Source organism: Flavobacterium rhamnosi (assembly GCF_048286515.1).
Classification (GTDB): domain Bacteria; phylum Bacteroidota; class Bacteroidia; order Flavobacteriales; family Flavobacteriaceae; genus Flavobacterium.
This window is the reverse complement of record NZ_JBLVPS010000014.1, coordinates 1-21,849: the sequence shown is the minus strand read 5'-3', so window position 1 is coordinate 21,849 and position 21,849 is coordinate 1. Positions and strand designations below refer to the sequence as shown.

The 21,849-nt window shown below is 32.9% G+C and carries 19 protein-coding genes; 11 read left to right on the top strand and 8 right to left on the bottom strand.

The window, feature by feature from the left end:
• The first annotated feature begins 35 nt into the window (after window positions 1–35).
• Window positions 36–1,661, top strand: a complete 1,626-nt coding sequence (groL, locus tag ACNQGN_RS12180) for a chaperonin GroEL (protein ID WP_417988106.1) — start codon at window positions 36–38, stop codon at window positions 1,659–1,661.
• Window positions 1,662–1,769: 108 nt separating this feature from the next.
• Here the strand turns inward: groL and ACNQGN_RS12175 are convergent, their stop codons facing one another.
• The 8 genes from ACNQGN_RS12175 to xrtF all read right to left on the bottom strand — a co-directional run bounded on the left by ACNQGN_RS12175 (window position 1,770) and on the right by xrtF (window position 8,968).
• Window positions 1,770–2,450 (bottom strand): DedA family protein, encoded by a 681-nt coding sequence (locus ACNQGN_RS12175; protein ID WP_416853780.1) that lies wholly within the window; start codon window positions 2,448–2,450, stop codon window positions 1,770–1,772.
• 270 nt (window positions 2,451–2,720) lie between these two features.
• A complete protein-coding gene (locus ACNQGN_RS12170; RefSeq protein WP_417988105.1) occupies window positions 2,721–3,089 on the bottom strand; it encodes a heavy-metal-associated domain-containing protein in 369 nt (122 codons plus the stop codon).
• A gap of 70 nt (window positions 3,090–3,159) precedes the next feature.
• A complete protein-coding gene (locus tag ACNQGN_RS12165) occupies window positions 3,160–5,169 on the bottom strand; it encodes a TonB-dependent receptor plug domain-containing protein (protein ID WP_417988104.1) in 2,010 nt (669 codons plus the stop codon).
• Window positions 5,170–5,243: 74 nt separating this feature from the next.
• Window positions 5,244–5,657, bottom strand: coding sequence for an HYC_CC_PP family protein (locus ACNQGN_RS12160; protein WP_417988103.1), 414 nt, complete (start codon window positions 5,655–5,657; stop codon window positions 5,244–5,246).
• A gap of 53 nt (window positions 5,658–5,710) precedes the next feature.
• Window positions 5,711–7,066, bottom strand: coding sequence for an MBL fold metallo-hydrolase RNA specificity domain-containing protein (locus tag ACNQGN_RS12155; protein ID WP_417988102.1), 1,356 nt, complete (start codon window positions 7,064–7,066; stop codon window positions 5,711–5,713).
• A 42-nt stretch (window positions 7,067–7,108) separates the two neighbouring features.
• A complete protein-coding gene (locus ACNQGN_RS12150; protein WP_417988101.1) occupies window positions 7,109–7,939 on the bottom strand; it encodes an ATP cone domain-containing protein in 831 nt (276 codons plus the stop codon).
• Between the two features lie 59 nt (window positions 7,940–7,998).
• Window positions 7,999–8,442: an exosortase F system-associated membrane protein gene (locus tag ACNQGN_RS12145; protein ID WP_417988100.1), complete on the bottom strand. Its 444-nt coding sequence runs from the start codon at window positions 8,440–8,442 to the stop codon at window positions 7,999–8,001.
• The gene (xrtF, locus tag ACNQGN_RS12140) at window positions 8,420–8,968 is read right to left on the bottom strand and encodes an exosortase family protein XrtF (RefSeq protein ID WP_417988099.1); all 549 of its coding nucleotides are present in this window, start codon (window positions 8,966–8,968) and stop codon (window positions 8,420–8,422) included. The genes ACNQGN_RS12145 and xrtF overlap by 23 nt, the downstream gene beginning before the upstream one ends.
• A 74-nt stretch (window positions 8,969–9,042) precedes the next feature.
• Between xrtF and ACNQGN_RS12135 the strand changes: the two genes are divergently transcribed.
• The 10 genes from ACNQGN_RS12135 to ACNQGN_RS12090 all read left to right on the top strand — a co-directional run bounded on the left by ACNQGN_RS12135 (window position 9,043) and on the right by ACNQGN_RS12090 (window position 21,748).
• Window positions 9,043–9,504, top strand: coding sequence for a GAF domain-containing protein (locus tag ACNQGN_RS12135; protein WP_417988098.1), 462 nt, complete (start codon window positions 9,043–9,045; stop codon window positions 9,502–9,504).
• A 128-nt stretch (window positions 9,505–9,632) separates the two neighbouring features.
• Entirely contained in the window at window positions 9,633–9,899 is a 267-nt protein-coding gene (rpsO, locus tag ACNQGN_RS12130; protein ID WP_066079886.1) for a 30S ribosomal protein S15, read from the top strand.
• A 152-nt stretch (window positions 9,900–10,051) separates the two neighbouring features.
• Window positions 10,052–12,193, top strand: a complete 2,142-nt coding sequence (locus ACNQGN_RS12125) for a polyribonucleotide nucleotidyltransferase (protein WP_417988097.1) — start codon at window positions 10,052–10,054, stop codon at window positions 12,191–12,193.
• A gap of 198 nt (window positions 12,194–12,391) precedes the next feature.
• A complete protein-coding gene (locus tag ACNQGN_RS12120; RefSeq protein ID WP_417988096.1) occupies window positions 12,392–13,135 on the top strand; it encodes a hypothetical protein in 744 nt (247 codons plus the stop codon).
• The gene (locus ACNQGN_RS12115) at window positions 13,136–15,928 is read left to right on the top strand and encodes a TonB-dependent receptor (RefSeq protein ID WP_417988095.1); all 2,793 of its coding nucleotides are present in this window, start codon (window positions 13,136–13,138) and stop codon (window positions 15,926–15,928) included.
• Between the two features lie 5 nt (window positions 15,929–15,933).
• Window positions 15,934–17,127 (top strand): DUF4249 domain-containing protein, encoded by a 1,194-nt coding sequence (locus ACNQGN_RS12110; protein WP_417988094.1) that lies wholly within the window; start codon window positions 15,934–15,936, stop codon window positions 17,125–17,127.
• Window positions 17,128–17,146: 19 nt separating this feature from the next.
• A complete protein-coding gene (locus ACNQGN_RS12105) occupies window positions 17,147–18,364 on the top strand; it encodes a DUF4249 domain-containing protein (RefSeq protein ID WP_417988093.1) in 1,218 nt (405 codons plus the stop codon).
• On the top strand, window positions 18,352–20,121 hold the full coding sequence (locus ACNQGN_RS12100; RefSeq protein WP_417988092.1) for a hypothetical protein: 1,770 nt from the start codon (window positions 18,352–18,354) through the stop codon (window positions 20,119–20,121). Before ACNQGN_RS12105 ends, ACNQGN_RS12100 begins: the two co-directional genes overlap by 13 nt.
• Before the next feature lie 203 nt (window positions 20,122–20,324).
• Complete coding sequence (locus tag ACNQGN_RS12095; protein WP_417988091.1) at window positions 20,325–21,266, top strand: C1 family peptidase; 942 nt, start codon at window positions 20,325–20,327, stop codon at window positions 21,264–21,266.
• A gap of 173 nt (window positions 21,267–21,439) precedes the next feature.
• A complete protein-coding gene (locus tag ACNQGN_RS12090) occupies window positions 21,440–21,748 on the top strand; it encodes an RNA polymerase sigma factor (RefSeq protein WP_417988090.1) in 309 nt (102 codons plus the stop codon).
• The last annotated feature ends 101 nt before the right edge of the window (window positions 21,749–21,849 follow it).

Below are 21,849 nucleotides of genomic sequence, written 5' to 3'. Positions count from 1 at the left end.
ATTAACAAATAACGAATTAACAAACAAACATTAAAATGGCAAAAGATATAAAATTTGATATAGAAGCACGTGACGGATTAAAACGTGGTGTAGATGCATTAGCAAATGCTGTAAAAGTAACTCTTGGACCAAAAGGTCGTAACGTAATTATTGGAAAAGCTTTTGGTGGACCAAATGTTACTAAAGATGGTGTTACCGTTGCAAAAGAAATTGAATTAAAAGATCCATTGGAAAATATGGGTGCTCAGATGGTTAAAGAAGTTGCCTCTAAAACTAATGATTTAGCAGGAGATGGAACTACAACAGCTACAGTTTTAGCACAAGCTATCGTAAAAGAAGGATTGAAAAACGTTGCTGCAGGAGCGAATCCTATGGATTTGAAACGTGGTATTGATAAAGCAGTTGAAGCTATTGTTGCTGACTTGGCAAAACAAGCTAAAGTTGTTGGAAGTGATTCTGAAAAAATCAAGCAAATTGCTTCAATTTCTGCTAATAATGATGAAGTAATTGGTGAGTTAATCGCCACTGCTTTCGCAAAAGTAGGAAAAGAGGGTGTTATCACTGTGGAAGAAGCCAAAGGAACGGACACTTACGTTGACGTTGTAGAAGGAATGCAATTTGACAGAGGATACCTTTCTCCTTATTTTGTTACAAATTCAGAAAAAATGGAAGTAGAATTGGAAAATCCTTACATCCTTTTATACGATAAAAAAGTTTCTTCTTTAAAAGAATTGTTACCAGTTCTTGAGCCTGTTGCTCAATCTGGGAAACCATTATTAATTATTGCTGAAGATGTTGATGGCGAGGCATTATCTACATTGGTTGTAAATAAATTGCGTGGAGCCTTGAAAATTGCTGCTGTAAAAGCACCTGGTTTTGGTGACAGAAGAAAAGCAATGCTTGAAGATATTGCTATCTTAACTGGCGGAACAGTAATTTCAGAAGAAAGAGGTTACACTTTAGAAAACACAACTATCGAAATGTTAGGAACTGCTAAAAAAGTGACTATCGATAAAGACAACACAACAATTGTAAGTGGTGCTGGTGAAGCTGATATGATTAAAAATCGTGTAAACCAAATCAAAGGTCAAATGGAAGCTACAACTTCTGATTATGATAAAGAAAAGTTACAAGAACGTTTGGCTAAATTAGCTGGTGGTGTTGCTGTTCTTTATGTTGGTGCTGCTTCTGAAGTTGAAATGAAAGAGAAAAAAGACAGAGTCGATGATGCTCTTCATGCAACTCGTGCTGCTGTAGAAGAAGGAATCGTTGCTGGTGGTGGTGTTGCACTTTTGAGAGCTAAAAATGCTTTAAGCACTATTAAAGCTGATAATGCTGATGAAGCAACCGGAATTCAAATTGTATCTCGCGCAGTGGAATCTCCATTGAGAACTATTGTTGAAAATGCAGGACTGGAAGGTTCAGTTGTTGTTGCAAAAGTTGCTGAAGGAAAAGGTGATTTTGGATACAACGCAAAAACTGACGAATATGTTGATATGCTTAAAGCAGGTATTATCGACCCAAAGAAAGTAACACGTGTGGCATTAGAAAATGCTGCTTCAGTAGCTGGTATGATATTAACTACTGAATGTGCTTTGATTGACATTAAAGAAGATAGCGGAGCAAGCCCAATGGGCGGAGGAATGCCAGGGATGATGTAATTCATTATCCATTTATATAATACTAAAAACTCCGTTTCACTTCTGAAACGGAGTTTTTTATTTTCTTGCATTGTCCACTTTTTCAAGACAAACAACTAAAATTAATTTTTATTTTATATGTACCCTTTTTTTCAAAAGCTTGAATAGAACAGGAACCGTAGTAATAAGAACAATTATTATTATAATATATTCAATATGCTCTTTCAAATCAATTCCAAAATTTTCCAAAAAGACGCCATATAAATAATGTCCGGAAAAAATTAAAATAAAAGCCCACAAAAAAGAACTTAAAACATTGAAGAACATAAACTTGCGTTTATCCATTGATACAATTCCAGCTACAATTGGCGCAAAAGTTCTAAAAATCGGTAAAAAACGAGCAAATATTATGGCTTTTCCACCATACTTTTCAAAGAAATCTTTTGATTGCAACAAGTATTTTTTCTTGAACCAAAAAGTATCTTCTTTTTTAAATAAATAATATCCACTTTTGGCGCCAAACCAATATCCTACCATATTCCCTACAATTCCGGCAGCAGCCACCATTAGAGACAATAAAGTAACATTTATAAATTCACTCTCTATAGACACCATATTTTGAACCAAATCTTTACTGTAAATCCCTGCAAGGAAAAGCAAACTGTCACCAGGAAGGAAAAAACCAGCAAAAAGCCCAGTTTCAGCAAAAATGATAAATAAAACTATGTACAAACCTATTTGAACTCCTGCTATTTTTAAGGTAATATAAAACTCTGGATCGAGTAATTGTGTCCATTCGAAATTATTCATAAAATCAATTTGTAATTTAATATATTCGTGCGTGAAAGTAAGGATAAATTACCTTAACCACAATTTATTGCTGTATTTTAAAGTTTAATTAACGCTTTAAAAACATAATAATCCTGATTGGAAATAGTTTCACACAGCACTATTTTTTTTTCAATAAAATCTTTTATTTATTTGGCATTTCATTTGTTATAAATGAAGATTTTTCTTTTGCTAAGAAAAATAAAATATAAAATATTGTAAAGCCCAAAATTTCATTTTGGGCTTTTTAAATTATAATCGTTCATACTTACAACAACTATGAAGGCTGTCATAATCATCTTTTGTGGCTTTGACCACATCTGTATCGTGTCCAATTTTCGCAACTGCTTTTTTCACATCTAACAGAGTACCTTTTTCTTCATTTAAAATCAAACTCAATTGATGTGTCTCAATACTCCAGTTTGCTGATTTAACTCCAGAAACCGAAAATGCGGCTTTTTGAATCCGCTTCTGACATTGTTCACAATTGCCATTTACTTCAGTCGTATACCGCGCATTCTTACTCTTTTTTTGATTTGTATGATTGCTGACACTTGAGTCTTGGGCTTGAGTCGCAAATCCTGTAAAACTCAGTACTAGTATTAAAATTATATTTTTCATGTTTTTATTTTTTTTATATTATCGCTTTTTGATTTATCAATTATAGAATAATTGATTTTTACCTCTAAGATTATTTTATTTTAAATCGCAAACCTGCATAATACATTTGTCCGAAAACAGGTGCATATGCAATTGAAGTATCAAAAGTGGAGCCAAAAGGAGTATCAGAACCAAGTATAGCTTTCTCTTGCTTATAATTCCCAATATTTTCGCCTCCAAGATACATTTCAAAAGTAGAAGAAAAAGTTCTTGTAATCTGAGCATTCATCAAAGAATAAGATGGTGAAAACTCCGGCAACCTATCATTTATTGGATTGTTCGCCGTATTGGGCAATCGTTGCCTCCCAATCCAATTAAAAGTCCAATCAAATTTCCATTGTTTCCCTTTCTCGCCTATGTGAGTTTCGTATTCCAAATTTCCAAAAAAACGATGCTTGGCCTGCAATGGCTTTTCGTAATTCCCAGAAATATAATCGGTTCTTACATCATAAAATTTATAGGCTGAACGTAGATTAAAATGTTTAAAAAATTCGTAATTGAACTCTAATTGCATACTATTGGCTACCGAATTTCCATTCAAATTATAGAACAAAACTTGTTGCGAACTTTGCAATACATCGACAACAACCTGATTGCGAAAATCAGTTCTGTAGAAATCAAAACCAATATCACCACTTTTGCCAAAGAGTAAAAAATTTTGTGCAAAACTTAAACCATAATTCCATGCAATTTCTGGATTCAAACCATAGATTTTTCCATCACTATCCAAAACATCAAATGTTCTTGAACTCGCAAAAAGCTGCTGGTTTTCTGCAAAAATATTTGCACTGCGCTTTCCTCTTCCTGCTGAAAATCGCAGAACGCCTTTTTCCCAAGGATTGTATCTCAGATGCAATCGTGGCGTAATGAATGTCCCTAATCGGTTGTGATTATCAACTCTTCCCCCCAAAATGACACTAAAATCCCCTCCATTATCATAGGTGTATTCAAAAAAGGCACCAACAGAATTATCTGTTCTGCTATGATCATTTACATTGACAAATTCTTGGTATTTATCATATGAGAAATTCAAACCAGCAGCAAATTTATTCATAGTGTTATTAATAATCGAATTGAAAATTAAGTTAGAATAATAACTGCTTTGTTTGATATTATATTGGTTTAAACCAAAATATGATTGCTGATTGTGACTATTAAACGCATTTTGAAAACCAATACTTTGATAAGGCATTTCGGGAAAAACATAGCCAACTTTTGTAGAAACGTCTAAACGCTCCGTATTGATTTCAGAACCCCAATAATTTGTAGTTCCTTTATCGCTATCGGGGTCAAAATCTAATTCACCTGTTTGTTTTTTATCATTCATATATCTGAAATTAACAAAACTCACCCAGCCTCTTTCGGCATCGTAATATTGATATCTATTAAGAATATTAATTTGTTTTGCCAATGGATTATCTAAAAAACCATCGTTATTCATATCGTTCTTAGCAACTCTTGTATTACCATGAAGAAACAGGCTACTGCTCCATTTATCCGATATTTTTTTATTGAAATGAGTATTTAATTCAAAACGAGAATCTGTTGAACCATAAGCATTCAGAAAAAACGGAATGTCATTAATGGGTTTCAGTAATTCAGTATTGATTTGCCCCGAAATACTTTCGTAACCATTCACCACGCTTCCTGCTCCTTTAGTGATTTGGATACTTTCGACCCATGTTCCAGGGGTAAAAGACAATCCGTAAGCTTGAGAAGCACCACGAACCGATGGGATATTTTCTTCGGTAATCATCAAATAGGGACTTGTCAGTCCCAGCATTTTTATTTGTTTTGTTCCAGTCAAAGCATCTGAAAAACTCACATCAATAGACGGATTCGTTTCAAAACTTTCGGCCAAATTACAACAAGCGGCTTTAAGTAATTCTTTACTCGTTATAAGAGTAGTATTGCCCGTTACTGTAAATGATTTTTGAATTCCTTTTTGCTTTTTGACAATTTTGACCTCTTCCAATTTTTCTTGAGAAAAAATAGGATTCGAAAGCAAAATCATTACAACAAGCGTTATTATTTTTTGCATAGCAAGGATTTTAATGTTAAAAAAAATATTTCAAACCACAAAAAAGAGGTTTGACTTTAAAAAAACATTAAAAATCAGGCGTAAAAAAGGTATTGGTTATAAAGTTTAAAAAGAGGCGGTGCATGACTATCACAATAAAAAGAAGTGCTTCCTAACCTTTTGAAATTTGATTTTGGAGAGAACACAACCGGATTCCATTCCGCTATTAAAAAAGTAAAAACAGCATTTAAAGAAAATGCTTTGGTAGTTAAATTATCGGACTTTTTTTGAAAATGGACTATTTTATTCTTGCAACAACTGTCTTTTTTCCCGACTTTTTTTTCGCAACATCCTTTTTCAACTGAATCCGAAGCTTCACCAGATTTCCAATAAGCTGGCTGGATTGAGGCTACTTTGTCTCCACAATAATGCACGTCAAAAGCAAATCCCACATTGGAAACCAGCAGAAAAAAGGCTAGAAAAAAAGTGATGTGCTTTTTGAATTTCATTTTGCAAAATTAGTGATTTAATCAATCTGTAAAATCAAATTTTCTGTTAAAAATTAAAGTTCAAATTCTTGTCCCATCAACGGAACTTTACAATCAAACCCATATTTTTCCTGAATCTTTATCCGAAGCACATCTAGCGGCTGATTTTCACCATGAACCAAAAACACTCTAGTAGGTTTATTTTTCAATTCAGATAACCAATTGAGCAAATCTTTTTGATCTCCGTGAGCCGACAAGCCTTCTATTTCAAGAATATTTGCTTTCACATCATAGTACTTACCATGAATTTTAATTTCAGTGGCGCCTTCTAACAATTTCCTTCCACGTGTTCCTTCAGCCTGATAGCCGACGATAATCACTGTGGTTTCAGGCAAACCAATATAATGCTCAAGATAAGTCAAAACTCTTCCTCCAGTAACCATTCCGCTGGCAGCGATTACCACTTTGGGTTGTTCATCAAAAACATGTTCGATTGTTTCCTGGTAATCAGAAACCAGCAGGAACATTTTACTCATTTCGGTACAATCGCGCAATGATAATTTATGCCACTGTTTATTATTTATAAAAATTTCCAAAGCATTAATCCCCATAGGAGTGTCAATAATATATGGAATATTGGGAATTCTGCCTTCCCCTTTAAGTTGCCATAATAAATACATAATCGTTTGTGCACGCTCTACTGCGAAACTGGGAATAATGACTGTCCCGCCTTTTTCAACTGTATTGTTAATATACATTTCCAGTTCTAATTTAGTATCGGTAGTAGGATGAAGACGATCGCCATAAGTACTTTCGAGAAATATATAATCGCCTTTTTCAGGTTTAGTTGGCGGATACATCAGGACATCATTATCACGTCCAATATCTCCTGAAAAAACCAAAGTCTTATTTTCTAATTGCAGTTCAATCGTACAAGCACCTATGATATGTCCGGCATTAGTATAAACTGCTGCAATTTCGGCATCCAAAGGAATCAATTCATTGGTTTTAATAACTCTAAAATAAGGAAAAACTTTTCGAGCCTGTTCCACTGTATATAGTGGCTCAGCCACTTCGTGTTTCGAAAATTTACCTTCATTAGCAATTCTTGCCTCTTCTTCCTGAATTTTAGCGCTATCCAGAAGAATTAACTTGGCAACAGCAGCAGTGGGACTTGTACAATAAATTTTTCCTTTAAAACCCTGATTGAGCAATCTAGGCAACCAGCCACAATGATCTAAATGCCCATGCGTCAATAAAACAAAATCTATCGTTGAAGGCAAGACAGGTAATGGCTCCCAATTAAGTTCACGAAGAGGTTTAACTCCTTGAAATTGACCACAATCTATCAAAATTCGAACGCCATTACTTTCAATTAATGTCTTAGATCCTGTGACAGTGCCTGCTCCGCCAATAAATTTAACTTTCATTTGATTTAAATTTAAAAATTAACAATCCAGAATCCACGATTTTTAAATAAACCTACACAGTTCAGAGGCTTCTTTTAACACATTTTTTATTCGATTTGAACTCAATCCAATTTTTTCTAAACAATCGGAACGGTTTATTATTTCTTTTACCAAAATCACATCTAATATCAACAACTTATCTTTTTCAGCGATAGACAAAGTGGTCAAACATGTTATAGGATATAGATAATGTGTATCATTTTTTGTTTTTAAATTATTATCCTCCGGATAATTCCAACTTAGTAAATTTAATCCTGAACATTTCGCAAAATCAATAGCATCGCTTGTAAACCTATTATTTGTAACTATCCAACACTTTGAAATAGAATCTTTTTTTTCAAAAATAGCGTGCTGCCTTTCCTTCAAATCATTGAATCGTGACAAAATATACATTGGCACTTTTACGTCAGAAGCAGCCTCCCTACCCGCATGATACTTGCATTCAATCATCGAAACATGCTCATTCTTCTTGACCAAAACATCAATTTCATGTAACACACATTTCCCCTGCAATGTTATATTTACTTTGGTTTCATAATGTTCTGATGCAAAAAGGCGTCCAATATATTTTTCGAAGAAAAAGCCAGCCGGACCTAACAAGCGGATTGCTTCTCTTAAATTATAACGCGCTGCATTAGAATTAGCCGTTTTTTTCAATAAAGAAAAAGCCATTTTATAAATTTGCTTCGTAGGAATGCCTTCATACATTTGCTTTCTTATAGCGTGTAGAATAGCATCTACAGCAATAGTACTGGCACCCGATTTTAGTAGTGATGTTTTTAATTTTTCAGGATTAAATTCTACAATGTCCCCTGAATGTTTTATTATTTTCATATTCTTAGTATGTTGATAATTAACGAATTAAATCCAACATTAAAGATATAAAAAAAAGATTACTTATATTGCTTTTGATAGTAAAATGCCGGAACAAATAACAGGATAAAAATGGGTTGAATCAAAAACCGACGTACATAAAAAAGAAATAAATTATTGTGATCTCCAGCATAGTACACTATGTAAAAAAAAGAAAAAATTAAAATCATAAAGAAAAAATAATACAGAACAAAGGCAAATTTCACCATCGCTATGTCTTTGAAAAGGACATAAATAATGCCCAATGAGATACCCGTATTTAATGTATAACGAAACAATAATCCCCAAAATAATTGAAATGAATTAAAATTAGGCAACGGCAAATTATTAAAATCCCCTTTAAAGTAATCCAAAAAAGGATCGTAAAACAATTGACCTTCAAATGCACGAACAAGCACTAACAATGCAACCAAAAAAACGAATTGCACTAGTCTAACTTTATTATTTAATATCTTTTGAAGCATATCTTGAAAATTTACGTACCCAAATTAACCACAAAATGAAAACCACACCATAAATATACAAAGGAAAAAGCACTCCGTGCAAAAATGGTTCTTGTTTTGGAAAATGAAACATCAGCACACTTAAAATTGCTATCCTAACTACATTCAACACATAAACAAAAAGACTCCCTCCAAAAATAAAAAGCAGTGTAGGCTTTAATTTCCCAGAAAAAGCAACTACAAAAGAGATAAACAAGATAACCACACTAACAGCATTACATCCCTCAATAATTCTTGCTACATATTTTTGGTTATAAATCAACTTTATAAAAGATTGCGATTCATTTTCTTCAATTCTAAAATTAGCGTCAAATAGTTGAAACAATTGATTTATATTTTCTCCAACCATTCTAGTTATAGCATCCAGTTTATTTTCTCCAAAACTACTAAGATATGCCTGATACAAAACAGTAAGAACAATATACACCAAAAAAAAGGTACCCAAAAAAATCAGAAAAGGTTTGTAGTGAATAAAATATTTTTTCAAAATCTATTTTTTAACAAATTTATATAATTTTTAAAACCGGCTTTAAATACTTTTGCATAAATAAAAATAAAAACATGAAATTTCAAGCATTACAACCAAAAGTAACTGAAATCACATCAAACGCAGCACTTTCAAAAGACGAAAAGCTTTTATCTGTTTGTCAGCTTCTTAGTGACTCTGTTGCATATTACAATTGGGTAGGGTTTTATTTTGCAAATCAGGAAACCAAAACACTACATTTAGGCCCTTATGTAGGAGCAGAAACAGATCATACTGTAATTCCGTTTGGAAAAGGTATTTGCGGACAAGTGGCCGTTTCTAATGAAAATTTTGTCGTTCCTGACGTTGCGGCACAAGACAATTACATCGCCTGTAGTTTTACAGTAAAATCAGAAATTGTCGTTCCGCTTTTTGTAAACGGAGAAAATATTGGACAAATTGATATCGATAGTCATGTATTAGATCCATTCACTCAAGATGACGAACGCTTTTTGGAATTTGTGAATCAGGAAGTAGCAAAACTGTATACCGTTTAATATGCTGAATATTAAATTCTTAAAGGTTAAACGAAATTTACCTTGCCGATTTAAAAATAAAGATTATCTTTGCACCCGTCTTACAATAGATGTATGACATACATAAAAATCATTAAACAAATATTGGAATGTATTTAACTAAAGAGATTAAAGAAGAAATCTTCGCTAAACACGGAGAAAAAACAAACACAGGAAAATCAGAAGCTCAAATTGCTTTGTTCACTTTCAGAATTAGCCACTTAACGGAGCACTTGAAAAAAAATCGTCACGATTATAACACAGAGCGTTCATTAGTATTACTAGTAGGTAAAAGAAGATCTTTGTTGGATTATTTGAAGAAAACAGAAATCAACAGATACCGTGAAATTATCAAAGTATTGAATATCAGAAAATAATCAATATAAAAGAGGTGCGAAAGTGCCTCTTTTTGTTTTTATATACAACAATAAAAAAGTTTGGTTTTTCATTGGGTTTTAGGCATTAACTACGCACAACAACAACTACAACACAACTAGAACCCATTGTTTAATCTAAGAGAATTAAAATTATGATTCCAAAAGTTTCAAAAGAAATTATCGATTTAGGAGATGGCAGAAGCATCTCAATCGAGACAGGAAAATTGGCAAAACAAGCCGATGGATCTGTAGTAGTACAAATGGGAGATGCTATGTTGCTTGCAACAGTTGTATCTGCCAGAAAAGCAAGTCCAGGAATTGATTTCTTGCCTTTAACATTAGATTATCGCGAAAAATTTGCTGCTGCCGGACGTTTTCCAGGTGGTTTCTTCAAAAGAGAAGCAAGACCTAGCGATAGTGAAATATTAACTATGAGATTAGTTGACCGTGTATTGCGTCCACTTTTTCCAAATGATTATCACGCAGAAACGCAAGTGATGATTCAATTGATGTCTCATGACGAAAATGTTATGCCAGATGCATTAGCAGGTTTAGCAGCTTCGGCAGCTTTATCTTTATCTGATATTCCATTTTCAACATTAATTTCTGAAGTTCGTGTAGCTAGAGTTGACGGTAAATTTATCATCAATCCAAGTCGTACCCAATTGGAATTGTCTGATATTGACATGATGATTGGAGCTTCAAAAGACTCTATCGCAATGGTAGAAGGTGAGATGAAAGAAATTTCAGAACACGAAATGGTTGAAGCGATCAAATTTGCTCACGAAGCCATTAAAATTCAAATCGAAGCTCAGGAAAGATTAGTTGCTGCTTTTGGTAAAAAAGAAGTACGAACGTACGAGCAAGAAAAAGAAGATGAAGCTATTTATACGAAGGTAAAAGAGGCATCTTACGATTTATGTTACGCAATTGCAAAAGAAGGAACGGCGAAACATGAAAGAACAGCTCAATTTGCTGAAGTAAAAGAAATAGTAAAATCTTTATTTACTGAAGAAGAATTAGCTGAAAACGGCGATTTAGTTTCTAAATACTTTTCAAAATCAAGTAAAGAAGCAGTTCGTAATGTAATCCTTGATTTAGGTTTACGTCTTGACGGAAGAAAAACGAACGAAATCAGACCAATCTGGGCTGAAGTAGATTATTTACCATCAGTTCACGGTTCTGCAATTTTTACAAGAGGAGAAACGCAGGCATTGGCTACAACTACTTTAGGAACTTCAAGAGAAGCCAACCAAATTGACTCTCCATCGCAACAAGGTGAAGAAAAATTCTACTTGCACTATAACTTCCCTCCTTTCTCTACAGGAGAGGCGAAACCTTTAAGAGGAACTTCCAGAAGAGAAGTAGGTCACGGAAACTTAGCACAACGTGCTTTGAAAAACATGATTCCTGCTGATTGTCCTTATACAATCCGTATTGTTTCAGAAGTACTAGAATCTAACGGTTCTTCTTCTATGGCAACAGTTTGTGCTGGAACATTATCATTAATGGATGCTGGTATTCAAATGATCAAACCAGTTTCTGGTATTGCAATGGGTTTAATTTCTGATGACAAAACAGGTCGTTTTGCTGTGTTATCTGATATTTTAGGTGATGAAGATCATTTAGGAGACATGGACTTTAAAGTGACTGGAACTGCAGATGGAATTACCGCATGTCAAATGGACATCAAAATCGAAGGATTGGCTTATAACATCATGGAAGAAGCATTAGCTCAAGCTCGTGATGGTCGTTTGCATATCCTTGGAAAAATAACAGAAACTTTGGCTACGCCAAGACCAACTGTTAAAAAATATGCTCCAAAAATCATCAAAGTAACTATTCCTGGTAACTTTATTGGCGCGTTAATTGGACCTGGAGGAAAAGTGATTCAAGAATTACAAAAATCTACAGGAACAACTATCGTAATCAACGAAGTGAATGAACAAGGTGAAGTTGAAATTCTTGGAACTGATCCTGATGGAATCGAAGCAGTTTTACGTAAAATTGACTCATTGACTTTCAAACCAGTTGTCGGTGACGCATATGATGTAAAAGTAATTAAAATGCTTGATTTTGGAGCTGTGGTTGAATACCAGGCAGCACCAGGAAATGAAGTATTACTTCACGTATCTGAATTAGCTTGGGAACGCACTGAAAATGTTTCTGACGTTGTAAAAATGGGTGATGTTTTTCAAGTTAAATACTTAGGTATGGATCCAAAAACAAGAAAAGAAAAAGTGTCAAGAAAAGCACTTTTGCCAAGACCTCCACGTGAGGAGAAAAAAGAGTAATCAGATCTTAGTTTACTAAAGGTTTATTTATAGAAAATCCCGTTTCATGTATTTGAAACGGGATTTTTGTTTTCTATTAATTACGCACCAAAAACGTTATAAAAAAATAAAACATTTTAACTAAAATATGTTGAATTAATCTGGTTTTTATGAATAAATTATGTAGTTTTGAGATTTAATTAAAATTAAACCTACAAAATGGAATTAAGAATAACATCAAATTATTTAGTATCATTTCTTACAATTCTTCTTTTTTATCCAGTTGCCCATAGTCAAACAAATGCAAAAACAAATCTGTACGATTGGTTTGATAATGCTATTGGAAAGGAAAATTTGAATATTAATAACGGTCCTCTTCATAGTAATCCATACAGAACAATCACTAATAAAAACAGGTATTATATTGACGAATTCAGCATTGGAAATATAAGTTACGAAAACCAAATTTATTTTGATGTTAAACTAAAATATGACATCCTTGAAGACCAGGTAATATTTAAACTAAACAAACAAACTGATAATTTAGCTATAAATCTCATTCGAGACAAAGTTGATTTCTTTTTCATTAGAAACAAAAAATTTATTAATTTGAGTTTTGAAGCAGATAACTTACCCGATTTTATTACTGGATATTATGAAGAAAACTTCGTTGGAAACGGTATGGAATTGTATATAAAACATCACAAAAACAGGAAAGAAATCTATTATTTTGATGGCTTTTACAGCGATTATATTGAAAACAATGAATTTGTACTAAAATACAAAAACACCTTCCAAAAAATTGATTCTGAAAAAGAAATAAAACAGCTATTCCCTGAATATAAAAAAGCAATCGGTAATTTTTATTACATAAACAGAGGAATAGAAAAATCAGATAAAAAACAATTCATGGAAAATTTAATAAAGCAAATCGATAGTTTCTCTAATAAAAACCTTAAATAAATGAGAAAGTTTTTACTCTTACTACTTGTATTAACTTTACAGCAATCTATACAATCCCAAGCTCTAACGGATAAAATATCGATAGAATTTAGTAATATCAACCGGAAAAAAGTTATAGAAAACATTGAAAACAAAACCTTATATAAGTTTTATTTCGATGCTGAATGGTTCGCAAATGACAGCACTCTGATTTCAGGACAGTATAAAGAGACAGCAATTAGCACTATTCTTTTTGATGTTTTTAACGATACAGATCTCAATTTTTTTCTAATTAAAGACAAAGTAATACTAACTCACAAGAGTATTATATATGATAAATTAGCTGAAAATTATTTTGGTTCAAACCCAGCAAAAAATTCGCAAGAACAAAAAGAAATTTTAGAAACACCTGTTTTTTATAAAGAATATGATGCGACAAAAAAGTTAAATGTAAAAAATGACAATACACAAAACAACAACATTGTTCTAATAGGTAAAGAATCTAAAAACAAGAAGAAAGAATTATATACACTTTCTGGATATATAAAAAACAAAAAAAACAAAGAAGCAGTTTCGAATGTAATCGTTAAAGTCCTGAACCAAAAAGAAACTGCTATTACTGATAAAAACGGTTATTATACTTTAAAACTGCCAGCAGGTTTGAATACTATAGAAACCGAAACTTTTTCATACAATAAAATTTCCAAGAAAATAATGACATACGGTGATGGGACACTTGACCTTATTCTTTCAGATAATATCAACCAACTTGACGAAGTAATTGTAAAAAGCAATTCAAATAAAAACGTAAGATCTGTCATAGCAGGCGTAACTACAATTGATTCTGAAGGAATAAAAAACATCCCGTTAATTCTTGGCGAAAGGGACTTACTAAAAGTGGCTATAACATTACCAGGGACAAAAACAGCTGGAGAAGGATCTGCAGGATTTAATGTTAGAGGAGGGAAAGAAGACCAGAACCTAATACTTCTTGACGATGCCGTCTTATATAATCCTTCTCACTTTTTTGGCTTTTTCTCCGCGTTAAACCCCTACACCACTAAAAAAGTTGACATTTATAAAGGGAGCATTCCAGCGGAGTTTGGAGGACGTTTATCATCTGTATTTGACATAGAAACTAAAAACGGAAGTTTAGACAAATTCAACGGAGAAGGCGGAATCGGACCAGTTACAAGTAACATCAGTATTTCCACCCCCATCGTTAAGGAAAAATCAAGTTTAATTATGGGAGCCAGAGCTACGTATTCAGGCTGGATTTTAAGAAGTTTAGACGAAGAGTCTTTAAAGAATAGCCAAGCCTCCTTTTATGATGGTATACTAAAATACAACCATAAAATAAATAAAAATAATGACTTCGAATCCACTTTATACTACAGCAATGACACCTTTAGTATATCTTCAGATTCCTTGTATAAATACAGCAATAGATTGGCTTCTTTAAAATGGAATCATTCGTTTAACGAAAAGAACAAAGGCACATTACTTTTTACAAATAGCGCATACAAATTCAATATCGATTACGAAACGGAAGAACCAAATTCATTTGATTTTGGCTATAAAATAAATGAAACACAAGTTATGTTAAAGCTAAATTATTTATTCAGTGAAAAACATAAATTTAATTATGGTATATCTAGTAAAGCCTACAGTATTAATCCTGGTTCATTAGATCCTAAAGATCCTGAATCATTGTTACTTCCTATAAACATTGACAAAGAAAAGGGGTTAGAATCTGCTATCTATGTATCTGATAATTTTAAGGTAAGCGAAAAATTATTGATTGATTTAGGCTTACGCTACTCTTTTTATGCTGCTTTAGGAAAATCTTCACAAAGAATTTACGAAAGTGATCTCCCAATGAATGACGCGACGGTTGTTGAAACCAAAAATTTCAAGAACAATGAAGTTATCAAAACTTACGGCGGACTAGAACCTAGAATTGCTGCACGCTATTTTATAACCGATGATTTTTCGGTTAAGGCCGGCTATGATAAAACGTTTCAATATATTCATCTACTATCCAGCAATACTACACAATCTCCAACTGACACCTGGAAACTTTCTGATTTGAATGTAAAACCACAAAGTGCTCATCAGTACTCCTTAGGGTTTTATAAAAACATGAACAAAGACATTCTGGAACTTAGTTTAGAAGGATATTATAAAAAATCGAAAAACATATTGGATTATAAAGTGGGAGCAGAATTACTTCTTAATGAGAATATCGAGACCGAGCTTTTACAAGGAGAAGGAAAAGCTTTTGGAATCGAAGTATTACTTAAAAAACAAGTCGGAAGACTAAATGGCTGGTTAGGCTATACCTACTCGAGAACATATATTAAATTAGACAGCCAGTTTAATGAAGAAAAAGTAAATAATGGAGACTACTTCCCTACAAATTTTGATAAACCACATGATTTTAGTGCTGTTTTAAATTACAAATTCACAAAGCGCTACAGTCTGTCAAGTAATTTCATTTATCAGACCGGAAGGCCTATAACTTATCCAATAGGTACCTATACTTACGGCAATGCTGAATATACGCTATATAGTGATAGAAATAAATTTAGAATACCCGATTACTATCGATTAGATATTGGTCTTAACATTGAAGGAAATCACAAATTAAAAAAATTAGCACATAGTTTTTGGAATATATCCGTTTATAATGTTTTAGGGAGAAATAATCCTTATTCTATCTATTTCGTGACAGACAAAGGAGAAGTGAAAGCTTACAAAACATCAATATTCTCTATTCCAATACCAAGTATTACATATAATTTTAAGTTTTAGAAACCATGAAGAAACCATTTTTATATAAAATATCTTTTTTACTGTTATTGAGTTTTATTATTAATAGCTGTACAGAACAATATGCATTACAAACCAATAACTTTGAAAACGCACTGGTTATCGAGGCCACTATAACTAATGAATTAAAAAAACAAGAAATAAAAATCTCAAAAACCTATCGACTTGAAGAAAATGGGCCAACTTTTGAATCTGGTGCAGATGTTAATATCACGGACAATTCGGGTAATTCATATGAATTTGAAGAACAATCTGGCACATACTTATCCAAATCAGAATTTCAAGCAGTACCGGAACGCGTATACCGATTAAACATTACTACAAAAGACGGAAGATCATACTCCTCATCATCTGAAACTTTAACCACAGTAAACAACATGGAAAATGTAATCGCGACCGTCACCAGTAAAGATGGAGAAAGGGGTGTACAAATAAATGTAAATAGCTATGATCCAACTGGTACTTCAAAATATTATAGATATGAATATGAAGAAACATATAAAATAGTTGCACCACAATGGGACTATGAAATGACCAGATTAACCCCACCGCTGCCTGGAGAAGCACATGAAGGTATTCTGATTCTGCCAAGAGTAGGTGAAAGTAAAACTTGTTATACAACAAAAAATTCTGACAATATAATTTTAAAAACGACAAGTGATCTTAGCGAAGACCGAGTAAATTACCCTATCCGCTTCATTAGCAATCAAAATTATATTATAACGCACAGGTATAGCATTTTAGTTCGACAATTCGTTCAAACTTTAAATTCCTATAGTTATTATAAAACTTTGAAAGAGTTATCAAGTTCAGAAAGCATACTATCTCCAAATCAACCTGGTTTTTTCTATGGCAATATAAAATCATTGGAAAACCCCAATGAGAAGGTAATTGGCTTTTTTGAGGTCTCCTCTGTTTCTTCAAAAAGAATCTTTTTTAATTATGAAGACTTATTTCCAGGGGAACGTTTGCCACCTTATTTTATGGACTGTTTAGAACGAGAATTTGTTTTTTGTTTTGGGGATCCACCTTGCAAGGGAGCTGCATTAATCTCTGCCATTGGATCTAATACTCTGGTGCATTTTGCGAGCGAAGGACTTAAATTTTTGATGGTCCCGCCTCCCTGCGGAGACTGTACAACTTTTTCGTCCAACATTGTTCCCCCATTTTGGATCAATTAAAAAACACGTTATTAAAACCATGAAACAATTATTTATATATAAAATTTTTCCCATACTACTATTGTGCTTTGCCATAAATGGCTGCACAGAACAATATATATTGCAAACGAATAACTTTGAAAATGCGCTTGTTGTAGAGGCCACAATAACTAATGAATTAAAAAAACAAAATATAAAAATCTCAAGAACTTTCCGACTTGAAGAAAGTGGACCAACATTTGAATCTGGTGCAGATGTATCCATAACAGATAATGAAGGAAACCAGTACCAATTTGAAGAAGAAGATAGCATTTATGTTTCTACAACCGAGTTTAAGGCCATACAGGGAAGAAAATACAAACTAAATTTCACTACAAGAGATGGAAGTTCTTATAATTCTACCTCGGAAACTTTGACTGCAGTTAATGAAATTGAAAATATAACTGCAACGGTACAGACTAAACAAGAACAAAAAGGTGTTCAAATTAATGTAAGCAGCTATGATCCGAACCGAACCTCAAAATATTACAGATATGAATACGATGAAACCTACAAAATAATCACTCCTCTATGGGATCCCGACACAGCCATCCTACTACCACCAATAGAAATTGGCGGGCATAGAGAAATAGGTCTTATTCCAAGAACAGGAGAATCAAAAACATGTTACAGCACCGATTATTCAAAGGAGATTCTTTTGACAACTACCAATGAACTTAGTGAAGATCGCGTTAATTTTCCGGTGCGTTTTATAAGCAATAAAAATTACATTATTTCCCACCGCTACAGTATTTTGGTCAGACAATACATTCAAAGTTTAGAAGCATACACCTTTTACAAAACATTAAATGAGTTATCAGGATCAGAAAGTATTCTTTCACAAAATCAGCCAGGATTCTTCTATGGTAATATAAACGCATTGAACAATCCCACTGAGAAAATTATAGGCTTTTTTGAGGTTTCCTCGGTTTCATCAAAAAGAATTTTCTTCAACTATAAAGATTTATTTCCTAATGAACCAATTCCTCCCTATAAAGAGGAATGCGAAATACGAAACTGGGTATTCTGTTTTGAAAGCGCAAATCCAGATTGCAAAGGGGCTATCCTTCTTTCAAACATTGAAACGAACCAGTTGCTTTATTTAGACAACTACCTATACACCAATAGTATTTATCAGGTTTATAAAATGGTTCCTCCAGCATGCGGAGACTGCACGACATTTTCTTCTAACAAAATACCTTCATTTTGGATCAATTAAAACACCTTTTCATTTTAGCTTTTCTGGCAGCTAGCAATTCTTTTGCGATAGCTCAGAACAACATTTCATTAAACGAGAGTAAAAGCTTAGATAAGTCAATGCGGGAAAGTATATTTCTTCATTCAAATGCTACAACTTTCATCACTGGAGAAACATTGCTTTATAAATTATATTGCCTAAATCCCGTTAATAATTCAACCAGTTCAATTAGCAAAATAGCATACGTTGAACTTATTGATCAAAACAAACAAACTATTTCTAAAAGCAAAATTTATTTAGAAAATGGAACAGGTCAAGGCGATTATTTTATACCTACAACACTAAAAACAGGAAATTACAAACTAGTAGCCTATACTAAATGGAATCTAAACAACGCATTAACAAATATCTTCAAAACTGACATTGCCATAATAAACCCATTTCAACCCTATCAAGAAGAAGGCGGTAACAAAAAAAACAGCACGGTTGTATCCCTAAAAAATAATGAATATGAAAAACAAACTTCCAAAAGTGCAAATTCGGTTTTTACGGAAAAAGTTGCCTTTGAAATAGATAAAAAAAGCTATCAAACCAGAGAAAAAGTTACTTTAAAAATAAAATCATTAATAGAAAAAGGTAATTATTCTATTGCCATAAGAAAAATTGACGAACTTCCTACAAAACTGCAATTGACCGCTGAAGAATTTGTAAAAGACAATTCCAGCATACCAAATCCAGCTACAACAAAAGACTCTCTTTTTTTTATTCCAGAACTTAGAGCGGAATTAATTTCTGGTTCAATTACCTCCAAAAAAGAAAATGCAGACTTAAATGATAAATCCGTTGCACTTTCATTACCTGGAGAATCATTTGCTTTCAAAATAGCAAAAACAAATCGGTCTGGAAAGTTTACCTTCCTCCTTGATAAAAATCCAAACCAAACAAACTGTGTTATTCAAGTTCTAGAAGACAATCGGGATGACTATACCATACATTTAGATGAATTGCCAAAATTCGATACTTCATCATTACTTTTTCCTTCTGAACTGATTTTAACAGCACATAACACTACTGCTATTGAAGAACGTTCTGTGGCAAATCAAATAGAAAATGCCTATTATCATCTAAAAAAAGACAGCTTAGCACCAAACGCTAAAACGACTCCCTTTTTTCATACCATAGAGAAAGCGTATATTCTTGATGACTACACCAGATTCCCCACTTTAAAGGAAACTATTATAGAAGTTTTAATTGAAATTTATTTTAAAAAGAATAATGATCTATACTCCCTGCATTTAAGAGATAATTCTAAAGATCTTGAAATTTATGGTCTCCCCCTAGTTCTGGTAGATGGATTAGCCATTAAAGATGTAAATGAACTTTTTGATATTAACATGAGTACTATTTATAAAGTTAGTCTTATAAATCAAGGATACGTATATGGACCAAATCTGTTTAGTGGTCTTATAAGTTTTGAAACAAAAAACAATAATTTTATATCAAAATCCTCCGGGGACTATATTAAAAAAATTGACATTCAAAGGCCAACAATTAAGAAGGTATATTTCAGCCCCGATTATGCTTCTGGTACTTTATCCCAAAGAATTCCCGATTACAGACACCAACTACTATGGATGCCTGAACTAAATATAGCAGAGAAAGAAAACACTGTATCATTTTACACTTCCGATGTTACTGGTAATTTTGAAATAGTCCTTGAAGGCTTTACGAAAAAAGGTGTTCCGATATCCCTAAAAAAAAGTTTCGAAGTAAAATAAAAAATAATCCTTCTTAAACTCCCAATTCATCTGTTGTATTGGGAGTTTTTATTTTTTTTCACGCAACCTTTTTAATTTATAGTGACTACTAATTATAAAGGAATATAAAATTAGATAAATACAAGCCTCTAAATCACTTTGTATCTAACACATTCCTGTACCATAATCATAGGCAAAATGGCAAAACATTAAATTCCAGACAAATGAGACATAGTGCAAACTTATTATTTAAAACAATTGTTATACTGCTTTTTATAAGCTGCGATAATGAGCCAGTCGGTTTAATTACAAAGGAAGTAAAAGAAGACATCTCCATTAATGATCCAAAATCAACGGGTTGTAATATTGGAACTTGTACAGGAGAGGCCGAAAGTCCCAAACTCCTGGATTCTATTCTTCCAGATCTAAATATACCCCCCAAATATGATCTATCGTCTCTTATGCCGCCTGTAAGAAGTCAAGGACACCAAGGTAGTTGCGTTGCATTTGCGACTACTTATTATCTAAAAAGCTATCATGAAAAAATACAAAACAGATATCAATTTCTAACTTATAGCGATGTTATGAGCCCGGCTTTTGTATACAATTATTCTAAAGCAGGAAAGGACTGTAGTGCCGGATCATGTATAGAAGATGCCTTGTATGTTTTAAAAACAAAAGGTACAAACACATGGGCTGAATTCCCCTACAATCCAGATGATTGCAGTAGGAAGCCACATCCAACACTGTTTAAATCCGCATTAAGACATACCATCTCAAAATCATACAGAGTTAATTCATTTACCAAGAACAATCAATCTTATACATTTTTAGATATAGTAAAAACTTTAATCCATCAGGAAAATCCAATAATTATAGCGATTAAGATAGATCAGAATTTCACAAATAATCTTCCAAGAAAAGCGGACAACCTGTACATCTATGAAAAATATGACTATACCAAAGCGTACGGAAATCACGCCATGTTGATTGTAGGCTATAATGACGAATTAAATGCTTTTAAAGTTGTAAATTCTTGGGGTACAAATTGGGGAGACAAAGGGTATTGCTGGATAAGTTATGATTTTTTTAAAGAGCCTACTGATTTGAAATTTCAATCTGGTGTTTCAGGAGCTTATGTTGCTTATGATCAAATAAATTTTTAGAAAATAATAAAAAAAATAAACCTTATAATTTCCAAATATGCAAAAGAAACCCAACGACTGATAGTGCTGAATATTATTTTTTAGTAAAATTACACACTCCTATTTAAAAATAGAAATTCACTATCGAATAAAGATTAATTGCTACATTTAAGACTATTTAACACTGTCGTTTATTGAATCTAGACCAACTTATAAAGGGTTGCATTAAGCAAAACAGCAAAGCACAAGAGGAATTATACAACCTGTATAAAAAGAATCTTTTTGTGCTGAGTCTAAAGTATTGCACAAATGAAGCGGAAGCAGAAGATAATTTACACAACGCTTTTATTGACATATTCACCAACATTAAGCAATTCAAAAAAACAGGTTCTTTTGAAGGTTGGATAAAAAGGATAACAATCAACAAAGCCATAAATACATATAAAAATAATTTTCAGCTTGTACCAATAAAAGAGGAAGTTGTGCAGTATTGGTCCCACTAAAAGCATCTTTGATTCATAAATCATCTAGTTTAAATTTGCTGATTCAAAATTTTAGACATGAATCAACAAGAACAGATGTACACATTGGCTGAGCAATGGCG

Coding starts and splice junctions, on each gene's coding strand:
- groL (WP_417988106.1), top strand. CDS start 36: ATGGCAAAAGATATAAAATTTGATATAGAAGCACGTGACGGATTAAAA.
- ACNQGN_RS12175 (WP_416853780.1), bottom strand. CDS start 2,450: ATGAATAATTTCGAATGGACACAATTACTCGATCCAGAGTTTTATATT.
- ACNQGN_RS12170 (WP_417988105.1), bottom strand. CDS start 3,089: ATGAAAAATATAATTTTAATACTAGTACTGAGTTTTACAGGATTTGCG.
- ACNQGN_RS12165 (WP_417988104.1), bottom strand. CDS start 5,169: ATGCAAAAAATAATAACGCTTGTTGTAATGATTTTGCTTTCGAATCCT.
- ACNQGN_RS12160 (WP_417988103.1), bottom strand. CDS start 5,657: ATGAAATTCAAAAAGCACATCACTTTTTTTCTAGCCTTTTTTCTGCTG.
- ACNQGN_RS12155 (WP_417988102.1), bottom strand. CDS start 7,066: ATGAAAGTTAAATTTATTGGCGGAGCAGGCACTGTCACAGGATCTAAG.
- ACNQGN_RS12150 (WP_417988101.1), bottom strand. CDS start 7,939: ATGAAAATAATAAAACATTCAGGGGACATTGTAGAATTTAATCCTGAA.
- ACNQGN_RS12145 (WP_417988100.1), bottom strand. CDS start 8,442: ATGCTTCAAAAGATATTAAATAATAAAGTTAGACTAGTGCAATTCGTT.
- ACNQGN_RS12135 (WP_417988098.1), top strand. CDS start 9,043: ATGAAATTTCAAGCATTACAACCAAAAGTAACTGAAATCACATCAAAC.
- rpsO (WP_066079886.1), top strand. CDS start 9,633: ATGTATTTAACTAAAGAGATTAAAGAAGAAATCTTCGCTAAACACGGA.
- ACNQGN_RS12125 (WP_417988097.1), top strand. CDS start 10,052: ATGATTCCAAAAGTTTCAAAAGAAATTATCGATTTAGGAGATGGCAGA.
- ACNQGN_RS12120 (WP_417988096.1), top strand. CDS start 12,392: ATGGAATTAAGAATAACATCAAATTATTTAGTATCATTTCTTACAATT.
- ACNQGN_RS12115 (WP_417988095.1), top strand. CDS start 13,136: ATGAGAAAGTTTTTACTCTTACTACTTGTATTAACTTTACAGCAATCT.
- ACNQGN_RS12110 (WP_417988094.1), top strand. CDS start 15,934: ATGAAGAAACCATTTTTATATAAAATATCTTTTTTACTGTTATTGAGT.
- ACNQGN_RS12105 (WP_417988093.1), top strand. CDS start 17,147: ATGAAACAATTATTTATATATAAAATTTTTCCCATACTACTATTGTGC.
- ACNQGN_RS12095 (WP_417988091.1), top strand. CDS start 20,325: ATGAGACATAGTGCAAACTTATTATTTAAAACAATTGTTATACTGCTT.